Source organism: Enterobacter sp. LU1, from assembly GCF_008271405.2.
Classification (GTDB): domain Bacteria; phylum Pseudomonadota; class Gammaproteobacteria; order Enterobacterales; family Enterobacteriaceae; genus Enterobacter; species Enterobacter hormaechei_C.
In genome coordinates this window covers 250197-269730 of record NZ_CP043438.2, presented here as the reverse complement: position 1 = coordinate 269730, position 19534 = coordinate 250197, and the positions used below count along the sequence as shown (strand labels likewise).

General features: G+C 53.6%; 14 protein-coding genes and 4 tRNA genes. 1 reads left to right on the top strand and 17 read right to left on the bottom strand.

The annotated features are described in order from the left end of the window. Positions 1-107: 107 nt before the first annotated feature. The 13 genes from rpoC to FZF21_RS01230 all read right to left on the bottom strand — a co-directional run bounded on the left by rpoC (position 108) and on the right by FZF21_RS01230 (position 14170). Positions 108-4331, bottom strand: coding sequence for a DNA-directed RNA polymerase subunit beta' (gene rpoC, locus FZF21_RS01290; RefSeq protein ID WP_017384083.1), 4224 nt, complete (start codon positions 4329-4331; stop codon positions 108-110). Between the two features lie 76 nt (positions 4332-4407). Beyond that, positions 4408-8436 (bottom strand): DNA-directed RNA polymerase subunit beta, encoded by a 4029-nt coding sequence (gene rpoB, locus FZF21_RS01285; RefSeq protein WP_015569976.1) that lies wholly within the window; start codon positions 8434-8436, stop codon positions 4408-4410. A 319-nt stretch (positions 8437-8755) separates the two neighbouring features. Next, complete coding sequence (rplL, locus tag FZF21_RS01280) at positions 8756-9121, bottom strand: 50S ribosomal protein L7/L12 (protein WP_002445276.1); 366 nt, start codon at positions 9119-9121, stop codon at positions 8756-8758. A 66-nt stretch (positions 9122-9187) separates the two neighbouring features. Then, positions 9188-9685 carry a 50S ribosomal protein L10 gene (gene rplJ, locus FZF21_RS01275; RefSeq protein WP_003862338.1) on the bottom strand — a complete coding sequence of 166 codons (498 nt, stop codon included), beginning with the start codon at positions 9683-9685 and terminating at the stop codon, positions 9188-9190. A 289-nt stretch (positions 9686-9974) separates the two neighbouring features. Further along, entirely contained in the window at positions 9975-10679 is a 705-nt protein-coding gene (gene rplA / locus FZF21_RS01270) for a 50S ribosomal protein L1 (protein WP_006810530.1), read from the bottom strand. Between the two features lie 3 nt (positions 10680-10682). After that, positions 10683-11111, bottom strand: a complete 429-nt coding sequence (gene rplK / locus FZF21_RS01265) for a 50S ribosomal protein L11 (RefSeq protein WP_003862340.1) — start codon at positions 11109-11111, stop codon at positions 10683-10685. A 156-nt stretch (positions 11112-11267) separates the two neighbouring features. Beyond that, positions 11268-11813, bottom strand: a complete 546-nt coding sequence (gene nusG, locus FZF21_RS01260; protein WP_003862341.1) for a transcription termination/antitermination protein NusG — start codon at positions 11811-11813, stop codon at positions 11268-11270. 1 nt (position 11814) lies between these two features. Then, a complete protein-coding gene (gene secE, locus FZF21_RS01255; protein WP_001275693.1) occupies positions 11815-12198 on the bottom strand; it encodes a preprotein translocase subunit SecE in 384 nt (127 codons plus the stop codon). 227 nt (positions 12199-12425) lie between these two features. Next, positions 12426-13610: an elongation factor Tu gene (gene tuf, locus FZF21_RS01250; protein ID WP_014885484.1), complete on the bottom strand. Its 1185-nt coding sequence runs from the start codon at positions 13608-13610 to the stop codon at positions 12426-12428. Positions 13611-13728: 118 nt separating this feature from the next. Continuing rightward, positions 13729-13804, bottom strand: a tRNA-Thr gene (locus FZF21_RS01245). Between the two features lie 6 nt (positions 13805-13810). Beyond that, positions 13811-13885, bottom strand: a tRNA-Gly gene (locus FZF21_RS01240). Positions 13886-14001: 116 nt separating this feature from the next. Further along, positions 14002-14086, bottom strand: a tRNA-Tyr gene (locus tag FZF21_RS01235). Between the two features lie 8 nt (positions 14087-14094). Beyond that, a tRNA-Thr gene (locus FZF21_RS01230) sits at positions 14095-14170 on the bottom strand. Positions 14171-14487: 317 nt separating this feature from the next. On the opposite strand from FZF21_RS01230, the gene coaA reads away from it, so the two are divergent. Further along, entirely contained in the window at positions 14488-15438 is a 951-nt protein-coding gene (gene coaA / locus FZF21_RS01225; protein WP_015569977.1) for a type I pantothenate kinase, read from the top strand. Positions 15439-15480: 42 nt separating this feature from the next. On the opposite strand, the gene dppF is transcribed toward coaA, so the two are convergent. The 4 genes from dppF to dppB are packed head-to-tail and all read right to left on the bottom strand — an operon-like array spanning position 15481 to position 19416. After that, positions 15481-16494: a dipeptide ABC transporter ATP-binding subunit DppF gene (gene dppF, locus FZF21_RS01220; protein WP_017383568.1), complete on the bottom strand. Its 1014-nt coding sequence runs from the start codon at positions 16492-16494 to the stop codon at positions 15481-15483. Next, positions 16491-17474: a dipeptide ABC transporter ATP-binding protein gene (dppD, locus tag FZF21_RS01215; RefSeq protein ID WP_045333501.1), complete on the bottom strand. Its 984-nt coding sequence runs from the start codon at positions 17472-17474 to the stop codon at positions 16491-16493. The genes dppF and dppD overlap by 4 nt, the downstream gene beginning before the upstream one ends. 10 nt (positions 17475-17484) lie before the next feature. Next, positions 17485-18387: a dipeptide ABC transporter permease DppC gene (gene dppC, locus FZF21_RS01210; protein WP_045338310.1), complete on the bottom strand. Its 903-nt coding sequence runs from the start codon at positions 18385-18387 to the stop codon at positions 17485-17487. Positions 18388-18396: 9 nt separating this feature from the next. After that, the gene (gene dppB / locus FZF21_RS01205) at positions 18397-19416 is read right to left on the bottom strand and encodes a dipeptide ABC transporter permease DppB (RefSeq protein WP_006810536.1); all 1020 of its coding nucleotides are present in this window, start codon (positions 19414-19416) and stop codon (positions 18397-18399) included. Between the last annotated feature and the right edge of the window lie 118 nt (positions 19417-19534).

Here is a 19534-nt window from a genome sequence, read left to right as displayed (position 1 = left end):
AGATGTAAAAAAACCCGCCGAGGCGGGTTTTTTATTGTCGGGTGGCGCTACGCTTACCCGACCTGTGATTCATATGCCCGGTAATTTTACCTACCGGGCATCAACGATTACTCGTTGTCGGAACCGCCCAGACCTGCGTTCAGCAGTTCTGCAAGGCTCGCGGATGCATCTTCGGCAGTCACCTGCGGTGCAGCTGGCAGTTCGCCCGCTGCGCGACGGCGCATACGATCCTGGTGGTACGCATAACCGGTACCGGCCGGGATCAGACGACCCACGATAACGTTCTCTTTCAGACCGCGCAGTTCATCACGTTTACCTGCAACAGCCGCTTCGGTCAGGACACGAGTGGTTTCCTGGAACGATGCAGCAGAGATGAAGGACTCGGTTGCCAGAGACGCTTTGGTGATACCCAGCAGATCGCGTGCGAAGGTCGCACCGATTTTGCCGTTCGCTTCCAGATCGCGGTTAGCGATCTTAACGCGTGAGTATTCAACCTGCTCGCCTTCCAGGAAGTCGGAGCTGCCCGCGTTTTCGATGGTTGCTTTACGCAGCATCTGACGAACGATAACTTCAATGTGTTTATCGTTAATCTTAACGCCTTGCAGACGGTATACGTCCTGTACTTCGTTAACAATGTAACGGGTAACAGCATGCACACCACGCAGACGCAGGATGTCGTGCGGCGCTTCTGGACCATCGGAAACCACGTCACCACGTTCTACGCGTTCACCTTCGAACACGTTGAGCTGACGCCACTTAGGAATCATCTCTTCGTACGGCTCGCTGCCATCTACTGGCGTAATAACCAGGCGGCGCTTACCTTTGGTCTCTTTACCGAAGGAGATGATACCGCTGATTTCAGCCAGGATCGCAGGCTCTTTCGGACGACGTGCTTCGAACAGGTCCGCAACGCGTGGCAGACCACCGGTGATGTCCTTGGTACCGCCGGATTCCTGAGGAATACGCGCCAGGGTGTCACCAGAGCTGATCTGTACGCCATCTTCCAGCTGTACAATCGCTTTACCCGGCAGGAAGTACTGCGCAGGCATATCGGTACCAGGGATCAGAACGTCGTTGCCCTGAGCATCAACGATTTTCAGTGCAGGACGCAGATCTTTACCGCCGGTAGTACGTTCAGCAGAATCCAGAACCACCAGAGAAGACAGACCGGTCAGCTCGTCGGTCTGACGAGTAATGGTCTGGCCGTCGATCATGTCAGTGAAGCGGATGAAACCACTTACTTCGGTGATAACCGGCATGGTGTGTGGATCCCAGTTTGCAACGGTTTCACCGCCAGCAACCTGCTCGCCATCACCTTTCGCCATAACCGCACCGTAAGGCACTTTATAGCTCTCTTTGGTACGACCGAATTCGTCGATCAGCTTCAGCTCGGTGTTACGGGAAGTGATAACCAGTTTACCGCTGGAGTTCACAACCGACTTCGCGTTGCTGAGCTTGATGCTACCTTTGTTTTTCACCTGGATGCTGGATTCAGCAGCCGCACGAGATGCCGCACCACCGATGTGGAACGTACGCATCGTCAGCTGTGTACCCGGCTCACCGATGGACTGTGCCGCGATAACGCCGATAGCCTCACCTTTGTTGATGATGTGGCCACGCGCCAGGTCACGACCGTAGCAGTGCGCACACACACCAAAGTCGGTGTCACAGGATACAACGGAACGCACTTTCACGGAGTCAACAGAGTTCGCTTCCAGCAGGTCACACCACTGTTCGTGCAGCAGGGTGTTGCGTGGAACCAGAATGTCTGCGGTGCCCGGCTTCAGAATGTCTTCCGCGGTCACACGACCCAGTACGCGATCGCGCAGCGGCTCTTTAACATCACCACCCTCGATAACCGGGGTCATGGTGATACCTTCGAGGGTGCCACAATCGTCTTCGGTGACGACCAGATCCTGCGCAACGTCAACCAGACGACGCGTCAGATAACCGGAGTTCGCCGTTTTCAGTGCGGTATCCGCCAGACCTTTACGCGCACCGTGCGTGGAGATGAAGTACTGGAGTACGTTCAGACCTTCACGGAAGTTCGCGGTGATTGGCGTTTCGATGATGGAGCCATCTGGCTTCGCCATCAGACCACGCATACCTGCCAGCTGACGAATCTGTGCCGCAGAACCACGAGCACCGGAGTCGGCCATCATGTAGATGCTGTTGAAGGAGACCTGCTGCTCTTCTACGCCGTCACGGTTAATCACGGTTTCGGTTTGCAGGTTATCCATCATCGCTTTAGATACACGATCGTTCGCCGCAGCCCAGATATCGATAACTTTGTTGTAACGTTCGCCTGCGGTTACCAGACCAGACTGGAACTGCTCCTGGATCTCAGCAACTTCAGCTTCCGCTTCAGAGATGATCTCGTGTTTCTTCTCTGGGATGACCATGTCATCGATACCAACAGATGCACCTGAACGCGCAGCATAAGCAAAGCCGGTGTACATTGTCTGGTCAGCGAAGATTACGGTCGGCTTCAGACCCAGAATGCGGTAACAGGTGTTCAGCATTTTGGAGATCGCTTTCTTGCCCAGCGCCTGGTTGACGATGGAGAAAGGCAGACCTTTCGGTACGATCATCCACAGAATGGCACGGCCAACGGTCGTGTCTTTCAGGCTGGTGTGCGCAACGAACTCGCCGTTTTCATCTTTTTCGTATTCGGTGATACGCACTTTAACGCGCGCATGCAGAGAGGCCAGGCCAGCGCGATAAATACGCTCAGCTTCTTTCGGGCCAGTCAGCACCATGCCTTCGCCTTTGGCGTTAACACAGTCACGGGTCATGTAGTACAGACCCAGTACAACGTCCTGAGAAGGAACGATGATAGGTTCACCGTTCGCTGGAGACAGGATGTTGTTGGTAGACATCATCAGCGCACGCGCTTCGAGCTGGGCTTCCAGCGTCAGCGGTACGTGAACAGCCATCTGGTCACCATCGAAGTCGGCGTTATAGGCCGCACAAACCAGCGGGTGCAGCTGGATCGCTTTACCTTCGATCAGAACTGGCTCAAAGGCCTGGATACCCAGACGGTGCAGAGTTGGTGCACGGTTCAGCAGTACCGGGTGTTCGCGGATCACTTCGTCCAGGATATCCCAAACGACAGCTTCTTCACGCTCAACCATTTTCTTCGCGGCTTTGATGGTGGTGGCGAGGCCACGCAGTTCCAGCTTGCCGTAGATGAACGGTTTGAACAGCTCCAGTGCCATCTTCTTCGGCAGACCGCACTGATGCAGACGCAGGTATGGACCTACGGTGATTACAGAACGACCAGAGTAGTCAACACGCTTACCGAGCAGGTTCTGACGGAAACGACCCTGCTTACCTTTGATCATGTCGGCCAAAGATTTCAGAGGACGTTTGTTAGAACCGGTGATCGCACGACCACGACGACCGTTATCCAACAGGGCATCGACTGCTTCCTGAAGCATACGTTTTTCGTTGCGTACGATGATGTCCGGCGCAGCCAGATCCAGCAGACGTTTCAGACGGTTGTTACGGTTGATCACGCGACGGTACAGATCGTTCAGATCCGACGTTGCGAAACGACCACCATCCAGCGGAACCAGCGGACGCAGATCTGGCGGCAGAACCGGCAGAACGGTCAGGATCATCCACTCTGGTTTGTTACCAGACTGAACGAACGCTTCCAGCAGTTTGATACGCTTGGTCAGCTTTTTACGCTTGGTTTCGGAGTTGGTTTCGTTCAGCTCTTCGCGCAGAGTTTCACACTCTTGCTCCAGATCCATGCTCTTCAGCAGGGCCTGGATAGCTTCCGCACCCATCTTCGCGTCGAATTCGTCACCGAACTCTTCCAGCGCGTCCAGATACTGTTCTTCGGTCAGGATCTGGTTACGTTCCAGATTGGTCATCCCGCCTTCGATAACCACATAAGATTCGAAGTACAGAACACGTTCGATATCGCGCAGCGGCATATCCAGCAGCAGACCGATACGGGACGGCAGAGATTTCAGGAACCAGATGTGAGCGGTCGGAGACGCCAGCTCGATGTGGCCCATACGCTCACGGCGTACTTTGGTCTGGGTCACTTCAACGCCGCACTTCTCACAGATCACACCACGGTGTTTCAGGCGCTTGTACTTACCGCACAGGCACTCGTAATCTTTTACTGGCCCGAAAATACGCGCACAGAAAAGGCCGTCACGCTCAGGTTTGAACGTACGGTAGTTAATGGTTTCCGGCTTTTTAACTTCACCGAAAGACCATGAACGGATCATGTCTGGCGAAGCCAGAGCAATTTTGATCGCATCAAACTCTTCGGTTTTAGTTTGCGCTTTCAGAAACTTTAATAAGTCTTTCACGGATTTGCTCCCGTCGGAGTTAGCACACTCTGCTGTCGGGCGTTAACCCGACAGCAGTGACCTGTTTGAGCGAGAATTACTCGTCTTCCAGTTCGATGTTGATACCCAGCGAACGAATCTCTTTCAACAGTACGTTGAAGGATTCTGGCATGCCCGGTTCCATCTGATGGTTGCCGTCTACGATGTTCTTATACATCTTAGTACGACCGTTCACGTCATCAGACTTAACGGTGAGCATTTCCTGCAAGGTGTATGCTGCGCCGTATGCTTCCAGCGCCCACACTTCCATCTCCCCGAAGCGCTGACCACCGAACTGAGCCTTACCACCCAGCGGCTGCTGAGTAACCAGGCTGTAAGAACCGGTAGAACGAGCGTGCATCTTGTCGTCGACCAGGTGGTTCAGTTTCAGCATGTACATGTAACCTACGGTTACCGGACGCTCGAACTGTTCACCGGTACGGCCGTCAAACAGCGTAATCTGACCAGACGTTGGCAGACCACCCAGTTGCAGCAGCTCTTTAATTTCAGCTTCTTTTGCACCGTCGAATACCGGCGTTGCAATTGGCATACCTTTGCGCAGGTTCTCTGCCAGACGCAGCACTTCTTCATCGCTGAAGGTGTTCAGGTCGACTTTCTGACGAACGTCGGTACCCAGATCGTAGGCACGCTGGATGAACTCGCGCAGTTTCGCGACTTCCTGCTGCTGTTTCAGCATGGCGTTGATCTTATCGCCGATACCTTTCGCAGCCATACCCAGGTGGGTTTCCAGAATCTGACCGATGTTCATACGAGACGGTACGCCCAGTGGGTTCAGTACGATATCTACCGGCGTACCGTTAGCATCGTGCGGCATATCTTCGATCGGGTTGATCTTAGAGATAACACCCTTGTTACCGTGACGACCTGCCATCTTATCACCAGGCTGGATCTGACGTTTAACAGCCAGATACACCTTAACAATCTTCAGCACGCCTGGTGCCAGATCGTCGCCCTGAGTGATTTTACGGCGTTTCGCTTCGAGTTTTTTCTCGAACTCGTGTTTCAGTTCGTCATACTGCTCAGCCAGCTGTTCCAGCTGATTCTGTTTCTCTTCGTCGGTCAGGCCCAGTTCCAGCCAGCGATCGCGTGGCAGTTTGTCGAGCTTCTCAGCTTCAACGCCACCGGCAACCAGCACCGCATAGATACGGCTGAACAGACCTGCTTCGAGGATTTGCAGTTCTTCAGACAGGTCTTTCTTAGCCTGTTTGAGCTGCATCTCTTCGATTTCCAGCGCACGCTTATCTTTCTCAACGCCGTCACGAGTGAAGACCTGAACGTCGATAACCGTACCGGAAACACCGTTTGGTACGCGCAGAGAAGAGTCTTTAACGTCAGACGCTTTCTCACCGAAGATTGCACGCAGCAGTTTCTCTTCTGGCGTCAGCTGGGTTTCGCCTTTCGGCGTGACCTTACCAACCAGAATGTCGCCGCCGGTCACTTCCGCACCGATGTAAACAATACCGGATTCATCCAGTTTAGAGAGCGCAGCTTCACCCACGTTCGGGATGTCAGCGGTGATCTCTTCTGGCCCCAGCTTGGTGTCACGGGACACACATGCCAGTTCCTGAATGTGGATGGTGGTGAAACGATCTTCCTGAACCACACGCTCGGAGACGAGGATGGAGTCTTCGAAGTTGTAACCGTTCCACGGCATGAACGCTACGCGCATGTTCTGACCGAGCGCCAGTTCACCGAGGTCGGTGGACGGACCGTCTGCCAGCACGTCGCCGCGCTCAACTGGCTCACCCAGAGACACACATGGCATCTGGTTGATACAGGTGTTCTGGTTAGAACGGGTGTATTTGGTCAGGTTGTAGATGTCGATACCCGCTTCGCCCGGATACATCTCGTCTTCGTTAACTTTGATAACGATACGGGATGCGTCAACGTACTGAACGGTACCGCCACGCTTAGCAACTGCTGTAACACCAGAGTCAACGGCAACAGCACGTTCCATACCGGTACCAACCAGCGGCTTATCAGCACGCAGAGTTGGAACGGCCTGACGTTGCATGTTCGCACCCATCAATGCACGGTTGGCGTCATCGTGTTCCAGGAACGGGATCAGGGACGCACCGACGGATACCACCTGCTGGGTGGATACGTCCATGTAGTCAACCTGGTCGCGGCTGAACAAGCTGGATTCGCCTTTGCTACGGCAGGTAACCAGATCTTCTACAAAGTGGCCTTCGTCATCCAGGTTGGAGTTCGCCTGAGCGATAACGTAGTTGCCTTCTTCAATAGCAGACAGGTAATGAATTTCGTCAGTAACAACACCGTCGGTCACTTTACGATACGGGGTCTCGAGGAAACCGTATTCGTTCGTCTGTGCGTACACGGACAGGGAGTTGATCAGACCGATGTTTGGACCTTCAGGCGTTTCGATTGGACATACGCGACCGTAGTGAGTCGGGTGTACGTCTCGAACTTCAAAGCCTGCGCGTTCACGGGTCAGACCGCCTGGGCCGAGTGCGGAGATACGACGTTTGTGCGTGATCTCAGACAGCGGGTTGTTCTGGTCCATGAACTGAGACAGCTGGCTGGAACCGAAGAACTCTTTCACTGCCGCAGAAATCGGCTTCGCGTTAATCATATCCTGAGGCATCAGGGTATCCAGATCGCCCAGAGACAGACGCTCTTTCACCGCACGCTCTACACGTACCAGGCCAACGCGGAACTGGTTTTCCGCCATTTCGCCTACGGAACGGATACGACGGTTGCCGAGGTGGTCGATATCGTCCACTTCGCCTTTACCGTTACGGATATCGATGAGCTTCTTCATCACTTCAATGATGTCGTCTTTGCTCAGGATACCGGAACCTTCGATCTCGTCGCGCAGCAGAGAACGGTTGAACTTCATACGACCAACCGCGGACAGATCGTAGCGGTCTTCGGAGAAGAACAGGTTCTCGAACAGGCTTTCAGCCGCTTCGCGAGTTGGTGGCTCACCAGGACGCATCATGCGGTAGATTTCGACCAGCGCGCTCAGACGATCGTTGGTTGGGTCGACGCGTACAGTCTCAGAGATGTACGGACCGTGGTCCAGATCGTTGGTGAACAGCGTTTCGATACGTTTGTGGCCAGACTGGCTCAGCTTAGCCAGCAGATCCAGGCTCAGCTCCATGTTCGCCGGGCAGATCAGCTCGCCAGTTGATTCATCAACGTAATCTTTCGCGGCTACTTTTCCTGCAATGTATTCAACCGGAACTTCGATGTGTTTGATATCATCTTTTTCCAGCTGGCGGATGTGGCGCGCGGTGATACGGCGACCTTTTTCCACATACACTTTGCCGTCGGCTTCGATGTCGAACGACGCGGTCTCACCACGCAGACGTTCCGGCACCAACTCCATCTGCAACTTGTTGTCGCGGATTTCAAAGATCACTTTCTCAAAGAACAGGTCCAGGATCTGCTCAGTGGTATAGTTCAGTGCACGCAGAATGATGGTTGCAGGCAGCTTACGACGACGGTCGATACGGACAAACAGGTTGTCTTTTGGATCGAATTCGAAGTCCAGCCATGAACCACGGTAAGGAATGATGCGTGCGTTATACAGTACTTTACCGGAAGAGTGCGTTTTACCTTTATCGCTGTCGAAGAAGACGCCCGGGCTACGGTGCAGCTGGGAAACGATAACACGCTCAGTACCGTTGATAACGAAAGTACCGTTGTCCGTCATGAGTGGAATTTCACCCATGTAGACTTCTTGTTCTTTAATGTCTTTTACAGTGCCTTCCGGCGCTTCGCGCTCGTAGATCACCAGACGCAGTTTTACGCGCAGCGGTGCGGAATAGGTCACGCCACGGATCTGACATTCCTGAACGTCAAACACCGGTTCGCCAAGGCGGTAGCTGACGTACTGCAGCTCGGAATTACCGCTGTAGCTCTGAATCGGGAACACGGAACGGAAGGCTGCTTCCAGGCCGTACTGCCCTTCAGGATCTTGCTCGATAAACTTCTGGAACGAGTCAAGCTGGATAGAAAGGAGATATGGAATGTCCAGAACTTGTGGACGTTTACCAAAATCCTTACGAATACGTTTTTTCTCGGTATAGGAGTAAACCATAGGGTTCCTCAGCTCGCTGACAAGTCGACCCATCTGTCCGACGAAGGGACAGTTTGTGCAACACCATTTTGTGGACCGGAAAATTGAATACTTTCCGCAATACCTGTTGCTATCACGCTTAAACCATTTCATTGCGATTTACACAGAGCGAGCACCCTGTCGCAGTATATTAAGTCGTCGATAGAAACAAGCATTGTCAGGACAACCAGCAGTCAAACAGTGTGAAATGCTGCTGATGCCTTACAGCGCAAAAAGGCTGGTGACTAAAAAGTCACCAGCCATCAGCCTAATTGCTTAGGCTGCAACCAGAAAAGTTGGCTTATTTAACTTCAACTTCAGCGCCAGCTTCTTCCAGAGATTTTTTCAGTGCTTCTGCGTCGTCTTTGCTCACGCCTTCTTTCAGCGCAGCTGGAGCAGATTCTACCAGGTCTTTAGCTTCTTTCAGACCCAGGCCAGTTGCGCCACGTACTGCTTTGATTACAGCAACTTTGTTCGCGCCAGCAGCTTTCAGAATTACGTCGAATTCAGTTTTTTCTTCAGCAGCTTCAGCCGGGCCCGCAGCTACAGCTACAGCAGCAGCAGCAGAAACACCGAATTTTTCTTCCATTGCAGAAACCAGCTCTACAACGTCCATTACGGACATAGCTGCTACTGCTTCAATGATTTGATCTTTAGTGATAGACATTTAAATTGTTCCTGAAAATCAGAATAAGTTTATACGTAAGCAAATGCTTTATAAAGATAACTGCGATTAAGCAGCTTCTTTCGCATCGCGTACAGCAGCCAGAGTGCGAACCAGTTTGCCAGCCGCAGCTTCTTTCATGGTTGCCATCAGGCGTGCAATTGCTTCTTCGTAGGTCGGCAGGGTTGCCAGGCGATCGATTTGCGATGCCGGGATCAACTCACCTTCAAAGGCTGCAGCTTTGACCTCAAATTTTGCATTCGCTTTCGCGAACTCTTTGAACAGACGAGCAGCAGCGCCCGGGTGTTCCATAGAGTATGCAATCAGGGTCGGACCAACAAACGTGTCTTTCAGGCACTCGAACTGAGTACCTTCAACTACGCGACGCAGCAGGGTGTTACGAACAACACGCATGTATACGCCAGCTTCACGACCTGCTTTACGCAGTTCAGTCATTTTGTCTACAGTAACGCCACGGGAATCCGCAACTACTGCAGACAGCGCGCCTTTGGCTACTTCGCTGACTTCAGCAACAATCGCTTGTTTGTCTTGAAGATTTAAAGCCATTAGCTTTGCTCCTGGATGTTTGCCGGAACTCATGTTCCGGAACTCACTTCACTCGACCCAACGGGAAGAGCGTCTTAATACGGTGAGCAGAAACAAGCCAGAGTATTTAAAATAATCTTAGCGTTCTGTCACCGTCTACGCAGGGGATTAAGTTTCTTGCGAAACACCTGCGGTCTTCGACGGAGGCCTGGATAGGCCAGGCTCCAACGAACAATTCTTTTAGCCGCTAACTTTTGTTAGCAAACGTGGGGGTAAGATTGTAGACAAAATCACCGCCCACGTAAAGGCATTAGTTTGCAGCAGCGCTCAGGCCAGCCTGGTCAACTGCAACACCTGCACCCATGGTGGTGGAGATGCTAACTTTCTTGATGTACACGCCTTTCGCCTGAGTTGGTTTTGCTTTTTTCAGCGCAACCAGCAGAGCTTCCAGGTTTTCTTTCAGTTTGTCAGCGTCAAAGTCCACTTTACCGATGGTGGTGTGGATGATGCCGTTTTTGTCGTTACGGTAACGAACCTGACCTGCTTTAGCGTTCTTAACCGCTTCAGCAACGTTAGGCGTTACAGTACCCACTTTCGGGTTTGGCATCAGGCCGCGTGGACCCAGAACCTGGCCCAGCTGGCCAACAACGCGCATTGCATCTGGAGAAGCAATAACAACGTCAAAGTTCATTTCGCCTTTCTTGATCTGATCAGCCAGATCTTCCATACCTACCAGTTCAGCGCCGGCAGCTTTAGCAGCTTCAGCGTTTGCACCCTGAGCAAATACAGCTACGCGTACGGAACGGCCAGTACCGTGTGGCAGTACAGTTGCGCCACGAACGTTCTGATCGGATTTACGAGCGTCGATGCCCAGGTTAACGGCAACGTCAACGCTTTCAACGAACTTAGCAGTTGCCAGTTCTTTCAGCAGAGCGATAGCTTCGTTGATGTCGTACTGTTTGGTCGCATCAACTTTGTCACGGATCACGGACATGCGCTTGGTCAGTTTAGCCATTTCTTAGTCCTCCACTACCAGGCCCATGGAACGTGCAGTACCTTCGATGGAGCGAGTCATCGCTTCAATGTCGGAACCAGTCATGTCGGCAGCTTTGGTCTGCGCGATTTCCTGCAACTGAGCGCGGGAAATTTTACCCACTTTGTCTTTGTTCGGCTTACCGGAACCAGACTTGATGCCCGCTGCTTTCTTCAGCAGAACTGCTGCTGGAGGGGTTTTGGTAACGAAAGTGAAAGAACGGTCAGCGTAAACAGTGATTACAACTGGGATTGGCAGACCTTTTTCCATGGATTCAGTTTTGGCGTTGAACGCTTTACAGAATTCCATGATGTTCACACCCTGCTGACCCAGAGCTGGACCAACTGGTGGACTTGGGTTCGCCATACCTGCTGCAACCTGCAGCTTGACGTAGGCTTGTACTTTCTTAGCCATTCTAAAATCCTCTGATTGGGTAATAACGCCTCAGAGAGGCTCCCCGTGAATAAAATTCGTTTTACGGGCCGGGGCCCATAAAAACAAAAGGCGCGAAATTGTATTCCAATCTCGCGCCCTGTGCAACGATTAAATCGTCGCTTTTTTGATCGCTGCTTAGGCTTTTTCTACCTGAGCAAAGTCCAGCTCTACCGGGGTCGCACGACCAAAGATAGAAACGGAAACTTTCAGGCGGGACTTCTCGTAGTCCACTTCTTCGACGACGCCATTGAAGTCAGCAAACGGACCGTCGTTAACACGAACCATCTCACCCGGTTCAAACAGCGTTTTCGGACGCGGTTTATCACCAACCTGCTGGAGGCGGTTCATAATCGCATCAACTTCTTTGTCGCTGATTGGCGCCGGACGGTCAGATGTGCCGCCGATAAAGCCCATCACGCGTGGTACGCTGCGCACCAGGTGCCAGCTCGCGTCGTTCATCACCATCTGAACCAGCACGTAACCCGGGAAGAATTTACGCTCGCTTTTGCGACGTTGGCCGCCACGGATCTCAACCACTTCTTCGGTCGGAACCATAACTTCGCCAAATAACTCTTCCATATTATGTAATTTGATATGCTCACGCAGCGACGTAGCTACGCGGCCTTCAAAACCGGAAAACGCCTGAACGACGTACCAGCGCTTTTTAGGGGCTTCAGACATCTCAGAACCTCAGGCCAGTGATAAAGGATACCAGGCGAACCAGAATACCATCCAGTCCCCACAGGATCAGTGACATTACAGCGGTTACCGCCGCTACAATCAGCGTGGTGTGCAATGTTTCCTGGCGAGTCGGCCAAATGACCTTGCGGACTTCGGTACGCGCTTCGCGGGCAAACGCAACGGTCGCTTTGCCTTTCGTCGTCAACAGCGCGACACCACCCGCCGCAGCAATCAGAATTACCACTGCAAGCGCGCGTAGCGGCAGCATCATGTCACGATAAAGATAGTTGCCGACAATCGCCACAATCAGCAGCACGGCTACAACTATCCATTTCATCGCTTCCAGGCCGCGCCCGCTCCCTTGAGCTTCGGTATTCGCACTCATAAACCAACCTGTCAGAAGTATTCTACAAACATTTTCACCCCGCGAGCGCGAGGCAAACCAATCGAAATGCTATTCGCTTTTCGTATTATACGCTCTCCGCAGAGCCTGTCTCAGCAATGATTATGACAAAATTAATCACTGATGAGCCAGGTTCTGATGTGAAAGCGTGCAAAAAGGGCATCAAATGATGCCCTTTTATTGCGCATTGCGTCAAATGTTATCAGCGATTAGCCGAGAACTTTAGCAACAACGCCCGCGCCAACGGTACGGCCGCCTTCACGGATTGCGAAACGCAGACCGTCGTCCATCGCGATTGGGTGGATCAGCGTCACAACCATCTTGATGTTGTCGCCTGGCATTACCATCTCTACGCCTTCTGGCAGTTCGATGGTACCGGTCACGTCAGTTGTACGGAAGTAGAACTGTGGACGGTAGCCTTTGAAGAACGGAGTATGACGGCCGCCTTCGTCTTTGGACAGAATGTACACTTCAGATTCGAACTTGGTGTGTGGCTTGATTGAGCCTGGCTTCGCCAGAACCTGACCACGTTCGATTTCTTCACGTTTGATACCACGCAGCAGAACACCAACGTTCTCACCAGCACGGCCTTCGTCCAGCAGTTTGCGGAACATTTCAACGCCAGTACAGGTAGACTTCGCAGTCTCTTTGATACCAACGATTTCAACTTCTTCACCAACTTTGATGATACCGCGCTCTACACGACCGGTAACAACGGTACCACGACCGGAGATGGAGAATACGTCTTCGATTGGCAGCAGGAATGGCTTGTCAATCGCACGCTCTGGTTCTGGGATGTAAGAATCCAGGTAGCCAGCCAGTTCGATGATTTTCGCTTCCCACTCTGCGTCGCCTTCCAGCGCTTTCAGCGCGGAACCACGAACGATTGGAGTGTCGTCGCCTGGGAAATCGTACTGAGACAGCAGTTCACGAACTTCCATCTCTACCAGTTCCAGCAGCTCTTCGTCATCAACCATGTCGCATTTGTTCAGGAACACGATGATGTAAGGAACGCCTACCTGACGACCCAGCAGGATGTGCTCACGAGTCTGAGGCATAGGGCCGTCAGTCGCAGCAACAACCAGGATCGCGCCGTCCATCTGCGCAGCACCGGTGATCATGTTTTTAACATAGTCGGCGTGGCCTGGGCAGTCTACGTGTGCGTAGTGGCGAGTCGGGGTGTCATACTCAACGTGAGAGGTGTTGATGGTGATACCACGAGCTTTTTCTTCTGGTGCGTTATCGATCTGGTCGAAAGCACGAGCAGCACCGCCGTAGGTTTTAGCCAGTACGGTAGTGATTGCAGCGGTCAGCGTTGTTTTACCATGGTCAACGTGGCCGATAGTACCGACGTTAACGTGCGGTTTTGTACGTTCAAACTTTTCTTTAGACATCGATTGTCCCTCTAAGACACGGATAAATCGGTGATATCACCACATCAACCAGGCGAAAATGCCTGAACTGTTGAATACATTTACATTGAAACAGAGAGAAAGGGAGGGAGAAGTGAAGTGGTGCTGATACCCAGAGTCGAACTGGGGACCTCACCCTTACCAAGGGTGCGCTCTACCAACTGAGCCATATCAGCACGTATTGGAGCGGGCAGCGGGAATCGAACCCGCATCATCAGCTTGGAAGGCTGAGGTAATAGCCATTATACGATGCCCGCATCCTGAAACTCGGCTACCCAGTTCTTTCTGTAACAAAAAAAGAGATTTCTCTCTTTTCTGTTCGAGCTGGTCAATTTTTCCAACCAGCTCCGGCGGCGTTGTCGCTGCCAGAAAGTGGTGGTGGGGGAAGGATTCGAACCTTCGAAGTCTGTGACGGCAGATTTACAGTCTGCTCCCTTTGGCCGCTCGGGAACCCCACCGGACTTGATGGTGCCGACTACCGGAATCGAACTGGTGACCTACTGATTACAAGTCAGTTGCTCTACCTACTGAGCTAAGTCGGCATCAAGTAGCGCGCATTCTATGGAGACCTGCGCAGTCATGCAACTAAAAAATTGCATAAAACGTTCTTTCGCTCACATTTTATTCGAAACCAGGGCTAACCGCTGTAAATTCATCCGCTCACGGTTAAAAATTCAACATGAACGCCTGATTTCGGCACGCTATAGCCCCAGGTGATGCCTGCCCGGTTAAGCATCGCTTTCCCATATTTTTTCTTATTATTCCTCTCATCTGGTGTTAACCTCCTGCCCATTGTCCAAAATTAACTATGTGATGAGCCCGCACCCGCCGTTTCGTGATGGTTCACAGAAGCATGCTTATGAGCAAAAAAGAGCAAACGTTAATGACGCCCTATCTTCAGTTTAACCGTAGCCAGTGGGCAGCCCTGCGTGACTCCGTCCCTATGACACTGACGGAAGGTGAAATCGCACGGCTAAAAGGGATAAACGAAGATCTCTCCCTGGAAGAGGTGGCAGAAATCTATCTCCCCCTCTCTCGCTTGCTTAACTTCTATATCAGCTCCAATTTGCGTCGTCAGGCCGTACTGGAACAGTTCCTCGGCACGAACGGTCAACGTATTCCTTATATCATCAGTATTGCGGGCAGCGTGGCAGTGGGTAAAAGTACCACCGCGCGCGTGCTACAGGCGCTGCTGAGCCGCTGGCCGGAACACCGCAGCGTGGAGCTGATCACCACCGACGGCTTCCTGCATCCCAACGAGGTGTTGAAAGAACGCGGCCTGATGAAAAAGAAGGGCTTCCCGCTCTCTTATGATATGCACCGCCTGGTAAAGTTTGTTTCAGATCTAAAATCGGGCGTACCTCACGTTACCGCGCCGGTTTACTCGCATCTGATCTACGACCGCATCCCGGATGGCGACAAAACGGTTGTGCAGCCCGACATCCTGATTCTGGAAGGCTTAAACGTCCTGCAAAGCGGGATGGATTATCCTCACGATCCGCATCATGTGTTTGTCTCTGACTTTGTCGATTTCTCAATTTATGTCGATGCGCCGGAAGATTTGCTGCAACGCTGGTATATCAACCGCTTCCTGAAGTTCCGCGAAGGCGCGTTCACCGACCCGGATTCCTACTTCCACAACTACGCCCAGCTCTCTGAAGAAGAGGCTATCAGCGTGGCGACCGGGCTGTGGAATGAGATCAACTACGTCAACCTCAAAGAGAACATCCTGCCGACGCGCGAACGCGCAAGCCTGATCCTCACCAAGAGTGAGAAACACGCCGTCGACCAGATTCGTTTACGGAAGTAGATCTCAGACGTAAAAAAACCGGCTTAGCGCCGGTTTTTTTATTTATGCCTGCGGCTTTTCGCCGTTTTCATCCTGATCGACTGCGAAGCAGGCCACCAGCTGTCCGCCATAATCCTTCAGCTGTGGCTGCAACTGCGTGCACGGACCGAAGCGGCGACGGCAGCGGGCGTTGAACGCACATCCCGGCGGCGGGTTAAGTGGGCTTGGCAACTCGCCGGTCAGCTTAATGCGCTCCCGGCGGTCATCCGGGTTCAGTCTCGGCGTTGCAGACAGCAGCGCCTGCGTATACGGATGACGCGGGTTAGTAAAGATCTGATCTTTCGTCCCCTTCTCCACGCAGCGTCCCAGATACATCACCATCACCTCATCGGCAATGTGCTCAACCACGGACAGGTCATGGGAGATGAAGACGTACGACAGTCCCAGATCCTGCTGTAAATCCATCATCAGGTTAAGCACCTGCGCACGAACGGACACGTCAAGCGCTGAGACCGGCTCATCGGCAATCACCACGTCCGGGTCAAGCATCAGCCCACGGGCGATGGCAATACGCTGACGCTGACCGCCAGAGAACATATGCGGGTAGCGATCGTAATGCTCGGTTTTAAGCCCCACCTTCGCCATCATCGCCAGCGCTTTTTCACGACGCTGCTCTTTGCTCAGATTGCTGTTAATCAGCAGCGGCTCTTCCAGAATCTGCCCCACTTTTTTACGCGGGTTTAAAGAACCGTACGGGTTCTGGAACACAATCTGGATTTTTTGACGACGCAGCTTCTGCGCCTGCGGATCGTGCTTGAGCAGATCCTGGCCCTGATAGTAAAGCTCGCCGCCGGTTGGAGTTTCGATCATCGTCAGCAGACGGCCCAGCGTGGATTTCCCACAGCCCGACTCCCCGACGACCGCCAGCGTTTTACCGCGTTCAAGACTGAAGGAGACGCCGTCCAGCGCTTTTACCAGGCGCTCGGGGGCAAAAATCCCTTTCTTCACCGGGTAATGTTTTTTCAGGTCGATAGCCTGCAACAGCGGCTGTTGCGTGGTGGCCTCGTGCGTACTCATAGTGTTGGCCTCCCGGCATCATCGAGTGGGTAGTGGCATTTTGACTGCCGACCATCGGCCAGCAGATTCAGCTCTGGCTCCTCGGCGCGGCATTTGTCCGTCGCATACGGGCAGCGCGGATTCAGCAGGCAGCCCTGCGGACGGTCATATTTACCCGGAACCACACCCGGCAGTGACGCCAGACGCGCTTTGTCCTGGGCAAACTCCGGCAGCGCGCGCAGTAACGCCTGCGTATACGGGTGACGCGGCGCGCGGAAGATATCGTGCGAACTTCCGGTCTCCACCACCTGACCCGCGTACATCACGATGATTTTGTGTGCCGCTTCCGCCACCAGCGCCAGGTCGTGCGTAATCAGCACCAGCGCCATATTCTCTTTCTGCTGCAACTCCAGCAGCAGCTCGATGATTTGCGCCTGGATGGTCACGTCCAGCGCGGTAGTTGGTTCATCCGCAATCAGCAGTTTTGGTCGACAGGCAATCGCCATGGCGATCATCACGCGCTGGCTCATCCCGCCGGAAAGCTGGTGCGGGTAAACGTCCAGACGCGATGCCGGGTCAGGTATCCCCACCTGGTTCAGCAGATCGATAGCACGCTGGCGACGGGTTTTCTTATTCCCGCCCTGATGCACCTTAATGGCTTCCATAATCTGGAAACCGACGGTGTAGCATGGGTTCAGGCTGGTCATGGGGTCCTGGAAGATCATCGCCACTTCCGCGCCCACCAGCTGGCGGCGCTGTTTTTCGGAAATGCGCTTCAGATCCTGACCGTTGAACTCCAGATTTTCCGCCATCACGCGGCCGGGGTAGTCAATCAGCCCCATAATCGCCAGCGAACTCACTGACTTACCGGAGCCCGACTCTCCTACAATCCCGACCACTTCGCCCTGATTAACGCTGTAGCTGATGCGGTCCACGGCGCGAAACGGTGTGCCTTCGTCGCCAAAGTGCACGGATAATTTATCTACATTTAATAACGCCATCTCGTGCCTCTTACTGCTTCAGTTTGGGATCAAGTGCATCACGCAGACCGTCACCCATCAGGTTAAATGCCAGCACCGTCAGCAGAATCGCCAGACCCGGGAAGGTGACGACCCACCAGGCGCTTTGCGCGAACTGCAACACGTCGGAGAGCATGGTGCCCCACTCCGGTGTTGGCGGCTGCGCACCCATGCCAAGGAAGCCAAGAGCGGCCATATCAAGAATGGCGTTAGAGAAACCGAGCGACGCCTGAACAATCAGCGGCGCAAGGCAGTTTGGGAAGATATTGATAAACATCTGACGCATAGCACCGGCACCCGCCACGCGAGAGGCGGTAACGTAGTCGCGGTTCACTTCCACCAGCACCGCCGCACGGGTCAGACGCACGTAATGCGGTAGCGCAACAAACGTCAGCGCAAGCGCGGCGTTACCAATCGACGGACCAAAGATCGCCACCAGCACCAGCGCCAGCAGCAGGCTTGGCAATGCCAGCATAATGTCGACGACGCGCATGATGATGTTATCAACAATGCCGCCGAAGTAGCCCGCCACGAGGCCGAGTACGATCCCCATGATCAGCGACAGTACGACAACGAGGCAGCCAACCAGCAGCGACAGGCGTGCGCCGTACATCAGGCGCGACAGCACATCGCGGCCCACGTCGTCGGTGCCCAGCAGGTGCGCCAGGCTTCCGCCGTCCTGCCATGCGGGAGGTGCCAGCAGCGCATCGCGGAACTGATCAGCCGGGTTATACGGCGCAAGGAAGTTCGCAAACACCGCAATCAGGATCATGATGGAAACATACACCAGCCCGACGACCGCGCCTTTGTTGCGCTTGAAGTAGTGCCAGAACTCCTGCATCGGCGTCATTGGCACCGGTGCGGTGACCACTTTATTTTGAGTAACTTGTGACATGATGGCCCCTTACTTCTTATGACGAATACGCGGGTTCACCACGCCGTACAGCAAATCGACCAGCAGGTTGACGAGGATAATCATCGTCGCGACCAGCAGTACACCGCCCTGCACAACCGGATAGTCACGGCGTTGCAGCGCATCAATCAGCCAGCGTCCAAGACCCGGCCAGGAGAAGATGGTTTCGGTCAGGATCGCCCCCGCCAGCAGCGTACCGACCTGCAAACCGATAACGGTTACCACCGGCAGCATAGCGTTACGCAGGGCATGAATGATGATGACGCGCATACGGGTCAGGCCTTTAGCGCGGGCAGTACGAATATAATCCTCGCCCAGCACTTCCAGCATGGAGGAACGGGTCATACGCACGATCACCGCCAGAGGGATGGTGCCCAGCACCATTGCAGGCAGGATCATGTGCGCAACCGCATCAATGAAGTTGCCCTCTTCGCCCCAGATCGCCGTATCAATCAGCATAAAGCCGGTTAACGGGTTGGTGTCGTCAAGGAAAACCATGTCGCTGACGCGTCCGGAGACCGGCGTCAGGTTCCACTGCACCGAGACCAGCATGATCAGCATCATGCCCCACCAGAAGATAGGCATGGAGTAGCCGGTCAGTGCCAGGCCAACAGCGGTGTGGTCGAAAATAGAGCCACGCTTAACGGCAGCCAGTACGCCAACGGGGATCCCTACCGCGGTCGCGAAGATCATGGCGCAGATACCGAGTTCCAGCGTCGCTTTAAAGCGCGGCACGAACTCGTCCCACACCGGAAGACGGCTTTTCAGTGAAATCCCTAAATCGCCGTGCAACACGCCCCAGATATAGTGGAGATACTGCTGCCACATCGGCTTATCAAGGCCGAGTTCAGCCAGCAGTTGCGCATGACGTTCAGGGGAGATACCACGCTCGCCCGCCATAATCATTACCGGGTCACCCGGGATCATATGGACGAAGGCAAAAGTGAGAAGGGTGATACCGATAAACGTCGGGATAACCAGTCCCAGACGTCGGAGGATGAACTGCAACATAACCCGGATTCTCTCTGATGACGCACGCCCAGTGGCGTGACGTCTGTATTGCTCACAAATGTAAATTCCCTCTCCCTGTGGGAGAGGGTTAGGATGAGGGGATGCATGCACGCCCCTC